The organism is Clostridium niameyense (assembly GCF_001243045.1).
Taxonomy (GTDB): domain Bacteria; phylum Bacillota; class Clostridia; order Clostridiales; family Clostridiaceae; genus Clostridium_F; species Clostridium_F niameyense.
In genome coordinates this window covers 442419-461706 of the sequence record NZ_LN849007.1, presented here as the reverse complement: position 1 = coordinate 461706, position 19288 = coordinate 442419, and the positions used below count along the sequence as shown (strand labels likewise).

17 protein-coding genes are annotated in these 19288 nt (G+C 25.2%); 1 reads left to right on the top strand and 16 read right to left on the bottom strand.

Annotated elements, in window-relative coordinates:
- Nucleotide 1: 1 nt before the first annotated feature.
- The 3 genes from spoIIAB to BN1711_RS03145 all read right to left on the bottom strand — a co-directional run bounded on the left by spoIIAB (nt 2) and on the right by BN1711_RS03145 (nt 2224).
- Nucleotides 2-424 carry an anti-sigma F factor gene (gene spoIIAB / locus BN1711_RS03155; protein ID WP_050606735.1) on the bottom strand — a complete coding sequence of 141 codons (423 nt, stop codon included), beginning with the start codon at nt 422-424 and terminating at the stop codon, nt 2-4.
- Between the two features lie 17 nt (nt 425-441).
- Nucleotides 442-777, bottom strand: a complete 336-nt coding sequence (gene spoIIAA / locus BN1711_RS03150; RefSeq protein ID WP_050608423.1) for an anti-sigma F factor antagonist — start codon at nt 775-777, stop codon at nt 442-444.
- A gap of 223 nt (nt 778-1000) precedes the next feature.
- Complete coding sequence (locus BN1711_RS03145; RefSeq protein WP_129582118.1) at nt 1001-2224, bottom strand: sugar ABC transporter substrate-binding protein; 1224 nt, start codon at nt 2222-2224, stop codon at nt 1001-1003.
- Between the two features lie 420 nt (nt 2225-2644).
- Here BN1711_RS03145 and pdaA point away from each other — a divergent pair, with 420 nt between their 5' ends.
- Complete coding sequence (pdaA, locus tag BN1711_RS03140) at nt 2645-3562, top strand: delta-lactam-biosynthetic de-N-acetylase (protein ID WP_050606733.1); 918 nt, start codon at nt 2645-2647, stop codon at nt 3560-3562.
- An 88-nt stretch (nt 3563-3650) separates the two neighbouring features.
- Here pdaA and BN1711_RS03135 read toward each other — a convergent pair whose 3' ends face one another.
- The 13 genes from BN1711_RS03135 to BN1711_RS03075 all read right to left on the bottom strand — a co-directional run bounded on the left by BN1711_RS03135 (nt 3651) and on the right by BN1711_RS03075 (nt 19261).
- Nucleotides 3651-4367, bottom strand: coding sequence for a WecB/TagA/CpsF family glycosyltransferase (locus BN1711_RS03135; protein ID WP_050606732.1), 717 nt, complete (start codon nt 4365-4367; stop codon nt 3651-3653).
- Between the two features lie 111 nt (nt 4368-4478).
- Entirely contained in the window at nt 4479-5132 is a 654-nt protein-coding gene (locus BN1711_RS03130) for a sugar transferase (protein ID WP_050606731.1), read from the bottom strand.
- An 86-nt stretch (nt 5133-5218) separates the two neighbouring features.
- The gene (locus BN1711_RS03125) at nt 5219-6655 is read right to left on the bottom strand and encodes an oligosaccharide flippase family protein (RefSeq protein WP_050606730.1); all 1437 of its coding nucleotides are present in this window, start codon (nt 6653-6655) and stop codon (nt 5219-5221) included.
- 38 nt (nt 6656-6693) lie between these two features.
- Nucleotides 6694-7860: a glycosyltransferase gene (locus BN1711_RS03120; protein WP_050606729.1), complete on the bottom strand. Its 1167-nt coding sequence runs from the start codon at nt 7858-7860 to the stop codon at nt 6694-6696.
- 87 nt (nt 7861-7947) lie between these two features.
- Nucleotides 7948-9504: a murein biosynthesis integral membrane protein MurJ gene (gene murJ / locus BN1711_RS03115; protein ID WP_050606728.1), complete on the bottom strand. Its 1557-nt coding sequence runs from the start codon at nt 9502-9504 to the stop codon at nt 7948-7950.
- An 18-nt stretch (nt 9505-9522) separates the two neighbouring features.
- Nucleotides 9523-10617, bottom strand: coding sequence for a glycosyltransferase family 4 protein (locus BN1711_RS03110; protein WP_050606727.1), 1095 nt, complete (start codon nt 10615-10617; stop codon nt 9523-9525).
- 76 nt (nt 10618-10693) lie between these two features.
- Nucleotides 10694-11941: an O-antigen ligase family protein gene (locus tag BN1711_RS03105; protein WP_050606726.1), complete on the bottom strand. Its 1248-nt coding sequence runs from the start codon at nt 11939-11941 to the stop codon at nt 10694-10696.
- Nucleotides 11942-12010: 69 nt separating this feature from the next.
- A complete protein-coding gene (locus tag BN1711_RS03100; protein WP_050606725.1) occupies nt 12011-13240 on the bottom strand; it encodes a glycosyltransferase family 4 protein in 1230 nt (409 codons plus the stop codon).
- A 19-nt stretch (nt 13241-13259) separates the two neighbouring features.
- Nucleotides 13260-14321, bottom strand: coding sequence for a non-hydrolyzing UDP-N-acetylglucosamine 2-epimerase (wecB, locus tag BN1711_RS03095; protein WP_050606724.1), 1062 nt, complete (start codon nt 14319-14321; stop codon nt 13260-13262).
- Nucleotides 14322-14348: 27 nt separating this feature from the next.
- On the bottom strand, nt 14349-15725 hold the full coding sequence (locus tag BN1711_RS03090) for a DUF7033 domain-containing protein (RefSeq protein WP_164995929.1): 1377 nt from the start codon (nt 15723-15725) through the stop codon (nt 14349-14351).
- Nucleotides 15722-16720 (bottom strand): GNAT family N-acetyltransferase, encoded by a 999-nt coding sequence (locus tag BN1711_RS03085; protein ID WP_050606722.1) that lies wholly within the window; start codon nt 16718-16720, stop codon nt 15722-15724. Before BN1711_RS03085 ends, BN1711_RS03090 begins: the two co-directional genes overlap by 4 nt.
- 217 nt (nt 16721-16937) lie before the next feature.
- Entirely contained in the window at nt 16938-18104 is a 1167-nt protein-coding gene (locus tag BN1711_RS03080) for a glycosyltransferase family 4 protein (RefSeq protein WP_050606721.1), read from the bottom strand.
- Between the two features lie 29 nt (nt 18105-18133).
- Nucleotides 18134-19261 carry an O-antigen ligase family protein gene (locus BN1711_RS03075; RefSeq protein ID WP_164995928.1) on the bottom strand — a complete coding sequence of 376 codons (1128 nt, stop codon included), beginning with the start codon at nt 19259-19261 and terminating at the stop codon, nt 18134-18136.
- Nucleotides 19262-19288 lie beyond the last annotated feature (27 nt).

Sequence of the window (19288 nt, the reverse complement as noted above, 5' to 3'; positions counted from 1 at the left end):
CTTAATTATTAAAAACTTTTTTCATTATTATTTTTGTACCTTTTCCCTTCTCAGATTCCACTTTAAGATTATCCATAAAAGTCTCCATAACAGTAAATCCCATACCTGATCTTTCCAAATCCGGCCTAGAAGTATATAATGGTTGCTTAGCTAATTCAATATTTTCTATACCTTTTCCATTATCTGAAATTATTACTGTCACCTCTCTATCCTTTATTTCTGTTCTAATGGTAACTATACCTTGATTATCTTCATACCCATGTATTATAGAATTAGTAACTGCCTCTGACACAGCAGTTTTAACATCAGTTATTTCTTCTATTGTAGGATCTAATTGAGATATAAAAGCGGCTACGGCTACCCTAGCAAAACTTTCATTTTCTGATTTGCTTAGAAATTCTATTTTCATCTTATTTTCATACATATTAATAAATCCCCCCACTATAGATTTTCCAATGCTTGTTCCACACTATCATAAAGTTTTATTATTTTAAACATGCCAGAAAGCTCAAATACCCTTTTAACAGGTTCTTGTACATTAGTTATAGCAATTTGTCCATTTTTTACAGATAATTTTTTATATCTACCTATAACTACTCCTATACCTGAACTATCCATAAATGTTACTTTAGAAAAATCCATAATAAATTTATTAATATTTTCCCTGTCTAATCTATCATCAATAATATTTCTCACTTCTTCTGCACTATGATGATCTAATTCTCCTACTAAAGAAACTATAAGTGTATTTTCCTGTTGTTGAAAATCTAAATACATCCTATTCCCCCCATTATTTTTATTTTTACTTCCAATATTTATTATTCTATACATGGAATTATTTTCCTTCTTTTTTTGTCATTATTACTATTTTTTAGTATTACCATTAATTTATTTTATATTCATTATTTACTTAAAAATTAATTTTATATTATAAATTTATAAAATCTAAAAAAATGTATGTACTAATAAAATTCAAATACATACATTTTTTTAATTTAAATTATCTTTTCATATTTTTAATTTCATCTTCTGCTTTTCTTTGCATAATCTCTATAGCTTCCTTTGAATTTATCTTTCCATAAATAAATTCATTTATAGTTTCTGCCATAGAACTTAATACATATTCTGTTTCAGGTATTATCGGTTTAGGCACAGATTTATCTAATTGCTCTTTTTGTAATAATTTAATAGGATCTTTCAATATAATATCACTTTTTATTAACTGCATATTTGTTGGAAATCTATTTTGAACTTTCATAATTTTTGTTTGGCTTTCTTTACTTAAAATAAAATTTAAATATTTATCTAAAGCTTTTATTTTTTTCTTGTCTTTCAATTTCTCATTTATGACATACCCTTCTGTTATAATAAAGGGACTAGGATACTTATCTTCTATGCTTGGTATAGTGTATACTTCAAAGTTCATTCCTTGTTTTTTATATTCTTTAATTTTATCTGTTGAGGTTATAATAAAAGGTATTTTATTTTCTAAAAATAACTTGTCTACTTCCTCTTCGCTAATATTCCAAGGTATATATTTTTTGTCCACTAATGTTTTTATAAATTCTATCCAATTTTGCACTTCTTCAGTATTTAGCATAATTTTGGTATTTGAACTCATTGGATCCTCAAATATCTTCCCCTGAAATGCTCCTAAAAATGGAACATATTCTAAAGGATTATTGGTATCAAATGCCATAATATATTCTATTTTTCCTTTAGTTTTCAAATCTCCACCTATTTGTTCTAGCTCTTTAAAACTTTGGGGAGGATTACTAATTATATTTTTATTATACAAAAGAGTAACTGAATTAATAATATTATCTGGAATCAAATATTGCTTAGAATTATACTTTCCTGCATCTACAGATTTAGGATCTAATCTCAAAATCAACTCCTCTGGAATTTTACCCTTTAAATCCTTTATTTTTTTACCTTTATTAAGCTCTGCTATATGGGTATTTAAAGTAATGGCTGTATCCCAACTATCCTTTCCATTTTTAATTTCGTAATTAACATCTTCACAATGTTTTCTTATTATTTTTATATCTTTATTTTTACTCTCAAATTGATTTATTAAAGAATCTAATGCATTATCATAGAAACCTTCCTTATCCTCTAACAAAATTAATTCTGTTTTTTTCTCTTTATTGTTATATGTAAATTTTTTATTAATAGAATAGTTACACCCTCCAATCAAAAACATAAGTATAATAAGACTCAATAAGGCTTTGTACAATCTGCTTTTCAAAATTATCACCCCTATATACTAATTTTCTATTAAGCTTATTTCCTTCTTAATTTGAAGTATAAATATAACCTTTTTATATTTTCTTCCTTTATATAAACTCTCTTTATATTTATATATATGATTAATAAAATTAAGATACTATTTTCATAATTTATTAAATAAAGCCATAAATTTTATTCATTTCTTTATAATTACACAAATTTTCATATTTACCAATACATAATTTTTCTTTTAAGTTATTAATAATTTCATATTTGTACACACTATTATTAAAAGACATTAATGTATAAATAATATTATTTATATTAAAAACTTCATAATACTTATAACTCATTTTATAATTAAAAATTATTCTATAAAAAGTATAACATAGAAAGGATTGGTGATTAATATATGCATAAAAAAATTATTTCTATATTTATAGTTTCTTCATTTTTATTATGTTCTTGTGGCAGTTTAGCCTATATTAATAATCAAAATAAAAATAACAAAAAAACCTCTACTACAATAAAAACTAATATTGAAGATAAAAAACAGGATAAGGATAAAGGAAAAGAAAAAAATATAGACAGCACAAAAAATAAAAATATAAATCCATCAAGTTTATCCACTAAAGAACAAGATTGGTTTTTTAAACCTAATAAAGATAATAAACCTGCTACAGTGCCTGAAAACATAGACAATTTAATAAACAAATATTCTACTTATTTTTTAGGAGATACAAGTAAAAAACATATATATTTAACTTTTGATGAGGGATATGAAAATGGTTATACTAGTAAAATATTAGATATATTAAAAGCAAATAATGTAAAAGCAGCTTTTTTTGTTACTGCACCATATATAAAACAAAATGAAGATTTAATTAAAAGAATGGAAAAGGAAGGACATCTAGTTTGTAATCATTCTGACCATCATCCTTCTATGGCTGCTACAGCCTTAAAAGGTGAAGAAAACTTCAAAAAAGAATTTACTGTAGTTGAAGATTTATATAAAAATCTAGTTGGAAAAGATATGCCTAAATTTTTCAGACCACCTATGGGAAAATATAGTGAACTATCATTATATTATACTGAAAAACTCGGTTATAAAAGCATCTTTTGGAGTTTTGCTTATAATGACTGGAATAGAAACAAACAACCTGACCCATCTAATGCAAAACAAAAGATTTTAAATCATGCTCATAATGGTAGTATAATGTTGTTACATGCTGTATCAAAAACTAACACTGAAATATTAGATTCTGTGCTTAAAGAATTGAAACAACAAGGTTATGAGTTTAAAACCTTAAATGAATTGCCTAAAAAATAAAAGCCCTAAAATAGGGCTTTTTTTATTGATCTAATATTTTACTATACTTTCCACATAAAATTTATTTTAAGTATTTAAATACATTCTATTATCTTTTATTTTTCTCTAAAGCTACTTTTAATAAAAACTTAGGTATTACCCCTAACCTTGTTATTCTAGTAGGCTCTTTTATAACTCTATACAGCCATTCTAATTTTAAGTTTATCATTAGTTTAGGAGCTCTTTTTGACTTTCCTGCAAAAATATCAAAACTACCACCTACTCCCATATAAATCTTACATGGAAGTATGTCCATATACTTGCTTATAAATTTTTCTTGTCTTGGACATCCCATAGCTACAAATAAAGCATATGCTTTAGAATTTTTGATATCCTCTACTATATTATCACATTTATTCATATGAAAAAATCCATTATGTTTCCCTACTATTTTTAACTTTGAATACTTTTTTAATAAATTTTCTTCGCATTTATCTAAAACTTCTTGTGTAGCTCCTAATAAATATATGCCCTTTTCTTCATTATTACAAATTTCAACTATGCTATCCATAAGTTCAACGCCTGCAATCTTCTCCTTTACAGGATTCTTCACTATTTTTGAGGCTAAAACTACTCCTACTCCGTCTGGTATTATTATGGAATTTTCTCCTGTAAAATTATCAAATAAGTCCTTGTCATTTAATCCATTATAAAGCACTTCTGGATTACCTGAAATTATATTAACCTTATTATAATCATTTATTATATTTAAAAGTTCTTTTTTAGTTCCACCAAAAATATTATATTCTAAAATCTTCTTATTCATATTTACACCCCATTAACTTTTGTTACTAATAAAAAATGTACAATATAAATTAATTATATTTACTATATACAAATTTGTAAAATTATAATTAATTTAATATCGTACATTTTTTTAGAAAGCCCCTTCGCTTTTAAATACCTTAAAAACTGTTTTAAATAAAATTTTCACATCAAATCCTACTGAAAACTTCTTTATATATTGTAAATCATAATATATAGTCCTACCAAGCTCTATTTCTCCTCGACCACTTATTTGCGCAAGTCCTGTTATCCCTGGCAAAACTAATAATCTTTGATTATATTCCGGTAAATAATGCTTTACTACATCTGGTATTTCCGGTCTAGGTCCTACTAAACTCATTTCACCCTTTAAAACATTAAATAACTGAGGTATTTCATCTAAACTAGTTTTTCTTAAAAATTTACCCATGTTAGTTACTCTATTATCACTTTTACTTTGAAATACAAAATTAGATATATCATCAATTTCTAAAGCCACATCTCTTTTTTTATCTGCATTTACTATCATAGTTCTAAATTTATATATTACAAAATTTTTATTGTCTTTTCCAACTCTAACTTGCTTAAAAAGAACTGGACCCTTTGAATCTATTTTTATAAGTATAGATAGTATTAAATAAATAGGAGATAAAATTACAATTCCCACCAAAGACAATGCTATATCGCAAAATCTTTTTATAATAAATTGTATTTTTTTTCTTTCTATGTCTTTTTCAATATCTATTAATGGCATATTAAACTCCATACATTCCCTCCTACAAATACAATTTTTTAATAAATCATCCTTTATAATTTATTATTTACAATTAACCTATTTTTAATATTATAAATTTAAGCTACTACCTTATTATTTTTTTTTCCTAGAAATGTCTTTACATAATCTAATATATCACTTATCTCTTTTCTATTTACAAATAATATTAATGCACAGATAATTAAATTTATAAATATATTATTGTATACTACATCTAAAGTAGCCAATAATAACATAAGGCTTGTATTCCAAAAATAAAATCCAACTTTAAATTTAAACCACAATTTTCTTGATATTAAAGTCCTCATCCAGAAAAATATAATATAAGATACTCCTGTAGCTATAGATGCCCCTAATGCTCCATATTTAGGTACTAACATATAATTTAATATATAATTAGCTATTGCAGCTACTGCTGAAACTACTATATTGTAATAAGTCTTTCTTGAAAAAGAAATACCTAAACAAGTAGCCTCTGATACTGTATACATTATTGGTAAAAATAATAAAAATGGTACTATAATTGAAGCATTTGTATAGCTTGATGCTAATATTTTTATGATTAAGTTTCTAAATACAACTATTCCCATAAACATAATGTTCATAATACACATTAGCATATTGCTTACTCTTATAAACTTTTCTTTCTCAACTTTTTCTTCATACCATCTAAAAGCTGTAGGTGTCCAAAATGTACAAAATGCACTTTGAACTATGTTAATTACAGCAACAATTTTGAAAGCTGCCCCATATAAACCTATTTGCTCAAATCCTTCTTTACCATTTAAAAAATATCTCATAGCCATTTTATCCATAGAATTTAACAACCAAACAATTATAGATGCTGGTATTAATGGCATTCCATATCTAAACATTTTATTTATTAATTTCTTATTTATTTTAAACTTAGTAATCCAATAATCTCTAACAAAAAAACATTCTGTAATGCACATTAAGACTAAACTTATAAATCCTGCATTTATTACTCCTTTAAAGCTTTTATCTACATATAAAAGATAAGGTATTAGAACTACCAGGTTTATAGTTTTGCTTATTACATTTAAAACAGAATACAATCTAGCTTTTTCTTGCATTCTTATTAAAAGTAAATTAAACCTATCTATTACTGCAAAAGGTAATGAAAGAGCCAAAACTATCATTATATATCTTTCAATACTATCAAACATTATTATAGATATAGTCTTATAAAATATAGTATAAACTGCACCTAATATAAAAGAAAATATTAAAGGTATAATTAAGGAATTCCAAAATAAACACTTTTTATCATCTTCCGCATTAAATTCCCTAGTAAAAGATTGATCCATACCTAAATATATAAATAAAGAACTAATACTTAGAGCCATAGTATACATAGATGCCTTTCCAAACTCTTCTGGAATTATAAAATGTGTGGTTATAGGAACTATAGCAAGACTAATAAAAGCAGATATTATAGGTCCTAAAGAAAATCCAATAAATCTTTTTATAAAATCCTTGGGACTCTCACTCATATTGTGTTTCCTCCTAAACTATTCATTCTATATAATAATTATAGAATATTCTTATAGATATCTATTAATTTATTCGTTATGACTTCTTTACTGAAATTATCATTACAATATTGTCTTAATTCATTACTATCATATAAATCATAATTTTCATAAATATATACCATAGCATTTGCTAATCCATCAACATCTTCTACTTCAACTAATTTACCTACCTTTTCAGAAACTATATCTTCTGGTCCTCCACATCTTGTAGCTATAATAGGCATACCAGTAGATAGTGCCTCTATAAATACTACCCCAAAAGTTTCAAATCTACTTGGTAAAACAAAGGCATTATTTTTCATCATCTGTTCTTTAACTTCATTTCTCGATAATCCTCCAATAAAATTAACTTGATCAGTTAATTCTAATTTTGTTACTAATTCTTCTAATTTTTTTCTCTCTTCTCCATCTCCGCCAATATTTAATATAACGTCTTTTTGATTTTTAAAAGCTTTATTAAAAGCATTTATTAGTACATCCATACCCTTTTTATGTTCTAAAAATGCCACACTTAAAAATGTAAATGGTTTTTTCTGTCTACTCTTAGGTATTTCAAAAAAACTAATATTAACAGGATTATGTATTACTTCTATAGGATTTTTAGAATATTTCTGTAATAACTTTGCAAAAGGACTACTTACAGCCAAAATCTTACTTGCATTATTAAAAGCTTCTTTAATATAAGGTATCTCCCAATCTTTAATAGCATTTCTTGCATAAGATGTAGAATGCTCTGTTATGATATAAGGTATATTATACTTTTGGGACACCAACATTGCAGTATAACCACCCCATAATGTACTATGAGCATGAATTAAATCGGGTTTTCCATATTTACTTATATAAATTTCTGCAAGTTTTAAAGCTTGTTTAACCCAATTTTTAGCTTGCTTTTGAGAATTTCCAGGACTAGTATTCCATCCATGCTTTCTTATAGTAATAATTCCATCTTCATTGTATTCTCTAATTTGGAAATGATTTTCCTTGAATTTACTTAAACTAAATGTTGGTATCCATCTTACCTCTGGATATACTACTGATACCTTAACGTTAATATCATATAAATTATGACTTTGTTCTTTGAAAAATATTCCTCTATTTGGTTCATCAGTTGTAGGATACCATGATGGTATCACCAAAATATGCATATCTTCATTCTTCATAAATCTCTACCCTCTTCATATATTTAAGTTGTAAAACACTGTTTATACTATAGCAAAAGTAAAATTCTTTTACAATAGAATTAACTATTATTTTACAAGTTTTAATTTCCTTAATAAAATATTTATTATATATTGTATTTCTTCTACTTTTAAAACATATATAGCTACTATATAAATTCCCCCACCTAATATGGCAGAAGTTAAAATAGATATGATACTACCTTTAAATTCATTTCCAAAATTCATCATAGTAAATTTATTTATAAAAATAACTATAATTCCCATTAATATAGAAGCTATTATTATCTTTATTAGCGAAATTAATATACTTCTAAAATCCATTCCATTCAATTTTTTACTCAAATCTATACACATCATTATAGTAATTACAATAGCTGAAAGTGTAGTTGCTAATGATAATCCACTAACCCCCATAAATTTAAGTATAAAAATATTTATTACTATATTAATAAGTATTCCTATAAAACTATTAATCATAGGAGTTTTAGTATCTTTAATAGCATAAAAGGCCTTATTTAATATGTCCCTTACTCCATATGCCACCATAGCTGGTGTATATAAAAGTAAAGTTTCTGCTGTTAATTTAGCCGCATTTTCAGTAAAGGCACCTCTTTTAAAAATTACAGTTATTAGAGGATTTCTAAGCAATGCTATTCCCACAGCTGCTGGCACCATTATAATAAATATTATGTTAATAGCCTTGCTTAACTCATTTTTATATTCTTTTATATTTCCCTTAGCCGCTAGTTGAGATAAACTTGGATAAACTATCATAGCTATTCCTATAGCAAATACCTCATATGCCAAAGTATTAATTTTATTTGCATAATCTAGTATAGTAGGGGCACCAAAAAATATATTAGTAGCAAAAGCTCTATTAATAACATTATTTAATTGTATAACCGAGGTGCTTATTATAACTGGTATCATAAGTTTAAACATTTCTATCATTTTACTGTCTTTTAAATCTATATAGGTATCATAATTATATCCCAATCTTTTATATTTAGGAATATTTATTAAAAATTGAGTAAAGAATCCCAAAACTGTAGCTACTGCAAATCCTGTAGTACCATATTTGCTTGTTAAAAATAGTAAATATATAATATATACTATATTAGATACCATTGCCATAGCAGCAGGCTCATAAAATTCTTTATGAGATTGTAAAACACCAGTAATTACACTTTGTAAAGTAACAAATATTAATGATAATAACATAATCCTAGTAACTTTTATAGCTGTGTTAAAAACTAGAACATCCTTTTGAAACCCAGATCCAAATATATAAATTATATATTTAGAAAATATAATCATTAATAATGTAATAATAATAGTGACTATAGTAGATACATTTAAAACATTATTTACAAATTTATTTCTACTTTTTTTACTAGTATTTTGAATATTTTCCGTATGTATAGGTATAAAAGTAGTGGTTAATCCATAACTTATAGTAGTTAGAAGGTATACTATACCCAAACCAAAATTATATATGTCTGTAATATAGGTTGCACCAAACTTTGCTGCAATTAACGAGTCTCTTAATAATGCAAACACTTTTCCTAGTATTATTAAAATCATAACAATAATAGAGCTTTTTAAAACCTTTTTTTCACTCATATAAAATTCACTCCAAAATTAAATTAAACTTTTGTAAAAATTATAATAACTCTTACAAAAATTATCTATAGAATAATTATTAACTACATCTTTATATAAATTAAATCCCAATTCTTTTAACTTATCTTTACTAATGTATGCTTCTCTCATTTTATTATAAATACTATCAACTGAATTAGGATCAATTAGAAAACCATTGTTACCATTTATGGTTTTGGGAATATCCGATACATTAGATGCAATAACTGGTACATTTAAAGCACCACTTTCTAATATTACAAGTGGTGGAGCACCTCCTTCATTAAAAGAAGTTAATAAACTTATATCACTTAAATTTATATATTCCAATACGTTATCTTTAAATCCTATAAATTTAACTTTATTACTTATTTTTAAATTTTGCACTTGAGATTTTAAATTTTCTTCTTCTACCCCATCTCCTACAAGCAATAATTTTACATCATCATATTCCCTACATAATTTAGAAAATGCCTCTATTAAAGATTTATGATTTTTTATAGGATGCATTCTTGCTACCATTATATATATAAAATCTTTTTCATTTAAATCTAGCTCTTTTATTAGTTTATTTTTATCTTTACAGGGTCTAATAGAATCTATATCTATACCATTATTAACTATAAACTTTTCCCCGGAAATATTATCTTTTATCAACATATTTTTTATATAATTAGATACGCATATGTAATTTTTAAAGGTTTTTATACCTTTTATACTTAATGGTGTAAAAAAATAATACTTAAATTTATTGTTCATAAAATCTCTTTTATAATCACTATGTATTGTTGCTACTGTAGGGATATTTATTTTATTATGTATAAAACTATGAGCAAAAAAAGCTTTTGCTCCATGAAAGTTAACAATATTTATATTATTATCTTTTACATATCGTTGCAGCTCACCATTTATAATAGACTTTAAAGTAAATAATTTAGTTTTTACTCCCATAGATTTAGCCCTTTCATAAAGATCTCCTTTCCCAATACATCCTAAAACAGTTTCAAAATATTTATTAGAACCTGTACAAATATTTAAAACGTGTTTTCCTCCACCACCATTATCATTTCCCGTTATAACTTGCAATATTTTCATCTAAATCCCCTGCCTTAAATATTATTGATATATATATTATAATATATATATTGAAAAAAGGAGTTATTAAACTCCTTTAATTTATATTTCGTTCATTATTTACGTTATATTCGTAAGAATTAGAAACCGCTATAAATATCCAAAAAAATGCTATAACTTTAGGAGCTGAAAAGAAATTATCTATAAGACTCATAAATATAAATGCTACTATAGACGCTGTATATCCTTTATAAAAGTTTTTATAAAATTCATTTTTAATTTTATTAGAAAACTTGTTATTCTTTATAAGAGTACTTACTAAAAATCCTATTAAAGATATACTACCAACCACTCCTAATTCACATTGTGCCTTTAAATAAGCATTATGAGGATGAAAATTTTCATGAGCTTTATATCCTAGCTTTTCCACATCTTTATAATATTTAGAATATAAAGTCCTATAATTTCCATTACCTACACCCAATATTGGATGATCTCTTATCATTTCTATAGCTACTTTCCATAAACTAATTCTAGATAAATTTTGATTTGTATCTCCTACTTCTTTTAATCTATTAATTATTTTAGGTACAGATAAAGCAATTCCTCCACCCAGTATAGCACCATATATCAACTTAAAATTAAATACAAAAATTAAAGCTACATATCCTATTATAAGACCAAGCCATGCATTTCTTGAAAAGGAGAATATTACATTTAATATAGATATTATAGTGGCTATACCAAATAAAATTTTTCTCTTTTTATTTTTTTCTTTTAAAAACAATACTATGTAAGGAAATGCTAACAATACAAAGAAGGCACCTAAATTATTTGAATTCTCTAAGGTAGACGCCACTCTGTTAACTGTCTCCATTGAACCTGTATGTTGAAAACCTACTCCCTTAGCATATTCATATATACCAATTACTCCAATTATAATAGATACAAATATTGAAGAATATATTATTTTATCTAACATACATTTTTTATACATATCATACTTAATTATAAAAAACAACATCATATAAGTACTAATTCTTATTGATTCCTTTAGTGCTAACTTTATATCTGTAGAATATAGAATTGATATAAACATCATTGCTATCCATAAAAACATAAAAATAGTATTATAATTCGTAAAAAAATCCTTTATACCATTTTTAAATCTTTTTCTATTTTTACTACTTATCAATATACTTATTAAATATAAAATAATGATAAGAGCTAAAATAACGTCCCCATTTAAAGGTATCCCTTTAAAGTTAAATTTACTATGTACAATAGGAAGTATAAATATATATATACATATCATATGACATATAAAATCAGTAAATCTACTCATATTACTTTCTCCCTAAATATTAAAATTTAGTAGAATTTATATATTAACATATAAATTCTACTTTTATAATTAACTGTTTTTTTGTAATTCTATTAATATACTTTCCAATTTCTTAGTTATAACTCTTCTTGAATAATTCCCTATGACATACTTTCTTCCATTCTTTCCTAATTGTTCTTTTAATTCATTATCTTTATATAATTTTAAAATAGCATCTGCAATTTCTTTTTCATTTTCAGGTTCCACAGTTATCCCTGCCTTAGCATCATTTATAAGTTTCTCTGCTTCACCCTCTACAGCTAACACTATAGGAAGTTCTGATGCTAATGCTTCAAACATCTTTGATGGTAGTGCCCCTTTAAATAAATCTAATTTTTTCAAAGGAACTACTGTAGCATCCATAGATGCTATTATTCTCGGCATGTTAGGCTTTGGTTGTACTGGATGAAAGGAAACATTATTTAATCCTTTATCTTTTACCATATTTATAAGTTTAGATTTTTCTGGACCATCTCCTATAAATACAATTTCTATATTTTCTTCATTCTTTAATAATTCAGCTGCCTTTATTACAACCTCTAAACCTTGAGCTAATCCATGTATACCTGCATAGCATACTGCAAATTTATTTTGAAGCTTCCACTCTTTCCTTAAAGTTTCATCTCTATTTTCCTTCTTAAAGAATTCCGTATCTACACCATTAGTTATTAAGTGAACTTTATTTTTGTCAAATCCCCTATTTACAATATTATCAACTATACCTTTAGTTTGACCGGTAACTGCTGCTGCTTTTTTGTAACAAAATTCTTCAAGCCAAGTAGATGCTTTTATAAGTACTTTATTATGTAATACTCCCAATTTAACTGCAGATTCTGGCCATAAGTCTGATATGTTGAAAATAAACTTAGCCTTTTTTTTCTTAGATAAAACATATCCTGACCATCCTAAAAATAAAGGTGGAGATTCTGTTATTATAACATCTTGATTTTCTATATGCTTTGACCCTGTTAATACAGAGGAAAAAGTAAAAGAAAGATAGTTTCTAAGTCTTTTTATAAAAGACTTTTCTTTTGTAGCATATATACTAGTACGAACAATTTTTATTCCATCTAATTCTTCTTTTACAACCCTTTTACCCTTATATCCATCAAATATTTCGCCCTTTGGATAATTAGGCATAGCTGTTAATATAGTAACCTCATGTCCAAAGCTTTTTAGTTGTTTAGCAAATTCAAAAATTCTGTTTTGTGGAGCTCCAACTTCTGGTGGACAATATTGAGTTAAAAATAAAATCTTCATTGAATCACCTCAATATAATTTACTTCATTTGATTTATTATACTTAATATTTTTTCAGCTGCATGACCACTACCAAATATTTCCTGCTGATGTGTTTTGGGATTAAAATTTACTATAGCATTTAATATCTTTTCTTTATTAGTTCCAACTATAACATTCCATCCATTTTCTACTGTTTCCACCCATTCAGTTTCATCTCTCATAGTTACACAAGGCTTTTTCATAAAGAAAGCTTCTTTTTGTACTCCACCACTATCTGTAACTATTTTTTGAGAATTCATTTCTAAAGTAATCATGTCTAAATAACCTACTGGTTCTATTAATTTTATATTATTATTAAATTTCAAATTATAATCTTCCATATATTTTCTTGTTCTTGGGTGAAGTGGCAAAACTATTTTCTTTCCACTTTCATTTAATGCTTCTATTATATTTTTTAATCTACTTATATCATTAGTATTTTCTGCTCTATGTATAGTGGTTAAAATATACTCCTCAGATTTTACAGAAATTCTATCTAATATACTTTCCTTTTTCTTTGCTAACTCTTTAAAGTGTAATACTGCATCAAACATTACATCTCCTACATTATATACACCTTTTTTTACACCCTCTGTTTGAAGATTTTTTTCTGCTGTAGCTGTAGGAACAAATAATAACCTTGATACATGATCCGTAAGTATTCTATTTTGTTCCTCAGGCATATCCATATTAAAACTTCTAAGACCTGCTTCCACATGAGCTACAGGAATTAATAATTTACTTGCACATAAAGCCCCTGCTAAAGTAGAATTTGTATCACCATAAACTAATACTAAATCTGGCTTTTCTTTTAAATATATTCTTTCTAATTCTATAAGCATTTTACCTGTTTGTTCACCATGATTTCCCGAACCTATTCCTAAATTATAATCTGGCTTAGGAATTTTTAATTCCTCAAAGAATATCTTGGACATATTTTCATCATAATGTTGACCTGTATGTACCAATATTTCTTCATGTTCTTTTCTTATTATATTAGAAACTGCAGCTGCTTTTATAAATTGTGGTCTTGCTCCTACAATAGTTAATATTTTACTCATAATTAACTACTCCTTATTATTAATATTTTATATATTTATACTAGATACTAATTCATTAATTTTTCTTAAATCATTATTTTTTCTTTCTTCAAAATCTAAAGATGTAACAAATTTTCCTTTTTTCTCAACAACATAATCCAGTATCTTTTCATACATTTTTTTGTATTCTTCAGATAATATAACCCTTTGATGAAAAAGAACTGAAACTGTTCCATTATACTTTATTGCATAATCAATATTGTTTTTTATTTCTTGCCATTTTTGGTTAAAGGGTATACTTTTCTCCATAACAATTCCATCCATAACAATAAGAGGTGTTTCCCAAATATCTATGCATTCATTTTTATTTAAATCATATGGAACATAACCATTGCAAATTCCTGCTCTGAAACCATTTATATCTGAATATCCTATAGTGGAATCAGAAATAATTCTACATTCACTTAGAATATTTAAAGTTTCAGGATTATTGCATCTTAAATAATGATTTCTACAGCTTTTAACTATTACACCAGCTTTATCTTCAATTTCATTAATTTCATTTTGTATCTTTTCCTTATTATTGTATGAAAAAAAGTTTGTATGAATCCCTATTATATGATTAGGACTATTTTTTAGATTTGTTATTTCATTTTTTATATCCATTAAATCATATCGCTTACCTAGTCTATGCTTTTCTCCAGCAATAAAATAAAATTCTGATTTTGCATGTCTCTTATTTTCAATTTCCATGTATTTATTAATTTGAAGATGTCTATTATATAATATATCTAAAATTAATTCTTTACTTTTTTCTTTAAAACAATTCTCCTTATTTAATAATAAGGACTTTAAGTTATGTAAAAATACATATCTATTTCTACTATTAACACTATCTACATCATGAGTTAAAAAAACCTCAAAATTACTATCCTTAAATTTAATTGATTTATTAAATTCATTTATAGCTTCCAATAAAATAAAAGAATTTATATTAAAAAATGGAATATTTACTTTTTCATTTCTTAGACTTAAAGCTGCTATAAATCTATTCTTATCATCTCTATCTTTTATTTTATATTCTTCCTCACAGGTTAATAAAAACTTTGAAATAAATAATATATCATAATTAAACTGAATTTTATTTGCTACATTAGAAAATGGTTCCTTTATATCTTTGTTAAATGTCGCAAATAAATCATCTCTATATTTAACAAATGACATTTCTCCCCATTTATCATCTATAGGTATATATATACCATCATTAGAATTAATACCATAATATATGTTTAAAGCATCTTCAATTTTCTCGTATGAAACCTTAATATCACAATTAAAATTCTTTGTTAAATAGTAAATTGTATATATTATAGCTTTTTTATTTTTAATATTAGAATTAATAACAAAATTTATCATAATCATCATACCTTAAATATTTTTCTTATAATATTTTTATTCTTTCTAGCAAAATTATAGGCCATTTCAGTAAGTTTATCACTTTTATATATATTATATATTATTTTTTGATTACCACCAAATCTTCTAAAGGGTTTTTCTATATCTCTTATCATTGATCCTTCAAAATCAAATTTTTTTGATACAGTAGCTGCAAATTTAATACTTTCCCAAATTAAAAATGTTTGAGCTCCATTATTTCTAAATTCAGGATCTGCTCCCCCCATTAGATAATAAGCACATCTTTCATCGTAAAGTATATATGCCCCTGCAACAATTCTCTCCTCATCATCCACTACGAATATTATTTTTCTATTTCCATTCTCCTCCAATACCTTATCTAGCTCCATTAAAAAATCTAGAGTATATGGCATTTGTACTTTCTGCCTATCAAAAGTTTTCTTATTAACCTCATAAAATTCCTTAATTCCAAATTTATCAGTTACTTTTAGATTATTTTTATTTCCTCTTTTAATCATACTTTTTACCTTATAATCAAAATCATTATATACTTTGTCTAAATCAGTCAAATCTTCTATAACATATGTATAATTTATATTAACATCAAATCCATTCCATATAAAAGGTAAAAAATTTGTATAGTTGTAATTGAAATTATAATCTAATTGTTTGAATTGAGGAAATTTATTAATTAACTCTTCTACTATTTCCATTTCTCTTGATAGTGTTGTACAGTATTTTTGATTTTTATCAGGACTTGCCAAAACAATTCCGAGTTGAGGGGTTAACTTAGGATTTCTGTAAAGTTTTCCATACATAGATGGTAGTGCTATACCACCTACTATATTATTATTTTCCTCAGCCACTAAAATTTTGAATTCCTTAGAAACTTTTTCAAGCCAATATGATTTACTAAAAATAGTACCATACGGTGACTCATCAACAAAAGCATCCCATTTATCATATTCATCATTATTTAAATATCTAACCGTAATATTCTTCATAAAATCGCTCCTAATTATTAATCATTAGCAAAACTACTTATGTAAGCATTTGTTTTATATTAAGATCTAAAACATATCTATTATATCAAAAGTTATTGTAAAATCAAAGAATGTGTTATTTTATTATGTCTAATATTTTTATAAAAAATATAATCTGTAAAACTCTCATAAAATATTAATGATCTTTTACAGATTAATTTATATATATTTATTAAAATTATAATTTACTATATAATTCTAATAACTTAATACTTTCCTTCTCCCAGTTTAACTCTTTTTTAGCATGATTACAGTTATTTTTGTATAAATTTATAGATTCTTCATCTGACAAAACTTTATTAATAGCTAACGCTATTTTTTCTATATCATTAGGATTTGCTACTTGACCCACATTATATTCACTTATTATATTACCCATATCAGGATAATCACTGCAAATAACAGGAATTTCCGACTGAATATACTCAAACATTTTATTAGGTAAACTATAATAATAACTTAAACATACATTCATTATCATACTCATACCTAAGTCTGCAGATGCTGTATAGTTTATTAAAGTACTAGGATCTACCGCCGAATGAAAGTACACTCTATTATTCAATTCATATTTTTTAGCTAATTCCTTATAATCGTTAACCTTATTACCATTCCCTAAAAGAACTAGTACTGTATTCTCATTTACCATCTTCATAGACTTTATTAAATTCTCTATTCCTCTACCAGTTCCTACAACCCCTTGATATAATACTATCTTTTTATTTAAATCTATACCTAAGTCTTTATGAAGTATCTTATTATTTTTTACATTATTATGTTGGTATGGTATATTTCTTAAAAGTGTAGGATTTTCCTTTAAAGAATATTTTTCTTTTAAATATCTAACAATCGAATCACTTACCGTTATAACCTTATCGCATCTTTTAATAATCTTACCTTCTACAATATTTTGTATTTTTAATAATATTTTAGGCATAACTAAATTATTAGATGCTTCTGGCCAAAGTTCATGAGAATCATATACAAATTTCACATCTTTTTTTCTTTTAAGTCTCCTTATTACGGAAATTCCTATAGGTAATGTATAAACATCATGACAGTGTACAATATCTGGACAAAATTTTATAGCTTCTTTCCTACATTTATTCCTGAACTCTAAATATTTTATTGACTGAATAAATTTATTTTTTCCCAATCTCTTCCTTGTATATAATTCTATCCTTTTAACTTTAAAACCATTCATTTCTTCATTTTCTTTTAATCCATCATTATATAGTGCTAATACCTTAACATTATATCCATTTTTACTTAAAGTACTAGCTTCTTTAATAATTCTAGAATCATTAACAAAATCATTTTGCACAATCATTAAAACCTTTTTCATAGCGGATCCACCTTTCCCCATAAATAATTTTACTTAACAGAAACAATTCCAAAATTCATTCCTAAAATAATCCAAAATGGTGAAACTGTCATAACGCTACTTGGTGAAAAAGCCAATGGAACCATTATAATACCTAATAAAAGTAAAATCATGTAATATTGCTTTAACCTTCCCTGCTTGTTCCAATATAATTTAAATGTATCCAATAACATAATACAATAAATAATTATTAAATAAATAAACATAGGAATTCCAAAATCACCTAAGAATTCAAACCAGAAACTATGTACATTAATTATTCCATAAGTATTTGCTTTATTTTTTATGTATACACCAATATTTCCAACACCAAAACCTAAATAATTCTTTTCAACTATAACACCATCAATAACATTTTTTATTAATGTTACTCTTTCATTTTCGGAACCCTTACCACCAATTTTTATTTTAGCATCAATATTATGATCCTCTTCTATTTTTATTTTATTTACATACCCATCTGGTAATACAGCTTCCCTAACATTATTGATTATTATAGAATCTGCAAATTTTTTATAGTAAGGTGCCATACTAGGTAGTAGAGCCAAACAAAAAAATAAAACAAAACTTAGCATAAATGCTACCATGCTATTAATTATAGATTTTTTCCCTAACTTTTTATCATTTTTAATAGTAACAAATCCTAATAAAAATATAAGTATAAATGTTCCATACAATACAATCCATGCAATTCTTGAACTTGCAAATATTAATTCTATTTCTGATACGAAAATTAAAAAATAATAAAATAATCTTTCTCTTCTAGATTCAACAAATAAACTTCTAATAAATAAAGCAGCTATTCCTACATCTAATACTATGGAATAGTTATTAGGATTATAAAAAAACACTTCCGGTATTCTGGTTAAATAACTACTTGTCATATGTTTATCCATAAAAATATTACTAAGACCATACTTAATACCACATACTTCTAATCCACCTAAAAATAACATGCCTATATAAAATAAAAGTAAAAATTTGAATGTTTCGTTTAACTCTTTTCTATTCCTATTTTCTATTATCATCATAATAAATATAGCTAACATTAACATATATCTTAACATATAATCAAATGCTACAATCTTATTATTAGCAATAAATATACTAAGAATCATATACAATATGAATATTGAAAAAAATAT

What these genes read in the sequence shown, in the direction of transcription:
- spoIIAB (WP_050606735.1), bottom strand. Translation starts at nt 424, where the DNA reads ATGTATGAAAATAAGATGAAAATAGAATTTCTAAGCAAATCAGAAAAT.
- spoIIAA (WP_050608423.1), bottom strand. Translation starts at nt 777, where the DNA reads ATGTATTTAGATTTTCAACAACAGGAAAATACACTTATAGTTTCTTTA.
- pdaA (WP_050606733.1), top strand. Translation starts at nt 2,645, where the DNA reads ATGCATAAAAAAATTATTTCTATATTTATAGTTTCTTCATTTTTATTA.
- BN1711_RS03135 (WP_050606732.1), bottom strand. Translation starts at nt 4,367, where the DNA reads ATGAATAAGAAGATTTTAGAATATAATATTTTTGGTGGAACTAAAAAA.
- BN1711_RS03130 (WP_050606731.1), bottom strand. Translation starts at nt 5,132, where the DNA reads ATGGAGTTTAATATGCCATTAATAGATATTGAAAAAGACATAGAAAGA.
- BN1711_RS03125 (WP_050606730.1), bottom strand. Translation starts at nt 6,655, where the DNA reads ATGAGTGAGAGTCCCAAGGATTTTATAAAAAGATTTATTGGATTTTCT.
- BN1711_RS03120 (WP_050606729.1), bottom strand. Translation starts at nt 7,860, where the DNA reads ATGAAGAATGAAGATATGCATATTTTGGTGATACCATCATGGTATCCT.
- murJ (WP_050606728.1), bottom strand. Translation starts at nt 9,504, where the DNA reads ATGAGTGAAAAAAAGGTTTTAAAAAGCTCTATTATTGTTATGATTTTA.
- BN1711_RS03110 (WP_050606727.1), bottom strand. Translation starts at nt 10,617, where the DNA reads ATGAAAATATTGCAAGTTATAACGGGAAATGATAATGGTGGTGGAGGA.
- BN1711_RS03105 (WP_050606726.1), bottom strand. Translation starts at nt 11,941, where the DNA reads ATGAGTAGATTTACTGATTTTATATGTCATATGATATGTATATATATA.
- BN1711_RS03100 (WP_050606725.1), bottom strand. Translation starts at nt 13,240, where the DNA reads ATGAAGATTTTATTTTTAACTCAATATTGTCCACCAGAAGTTGGAGCT.
- wecB (WP_050606724.1), bottom strand. Translation starts at nt 14,321, where the DNA reads ATGAGTAAAATATTAACTATTGTAGGAGCAAGACCACAATTTATAAAA.
- BN1711_RS03090 (WP_164995929.1), bottom strand. Translation starts at nt 15,725, where the DNA reads ATGATGATTATGATAAATTTTGTTATTAATTCTAATATTAAAAATAAA.
- BN1711_RS03085 (WP_050606722.1), bottom strand. Translation starts at nt 16,720, where the DNA reads ATGAAGAATATTACGGTTAGATATTTAAATAATGATGAATATGATAAA.
- BN1711_RS03080 (WP_050606721.1), bottom strand. Translation starts at nt 18,104, where the DNA reads ATGAAAAAGGTTTTAATGATTGTGCAAAATGATTTTGTTAATGATTCT.
- BN1711_RS03075 (WP_164995928.1), bottom strand. Translation starts at nt 19,261, where the DNA reads ATGATTCTTAGTATATTTATTGCTAATAATAAGATTGTAGCATTTGAT.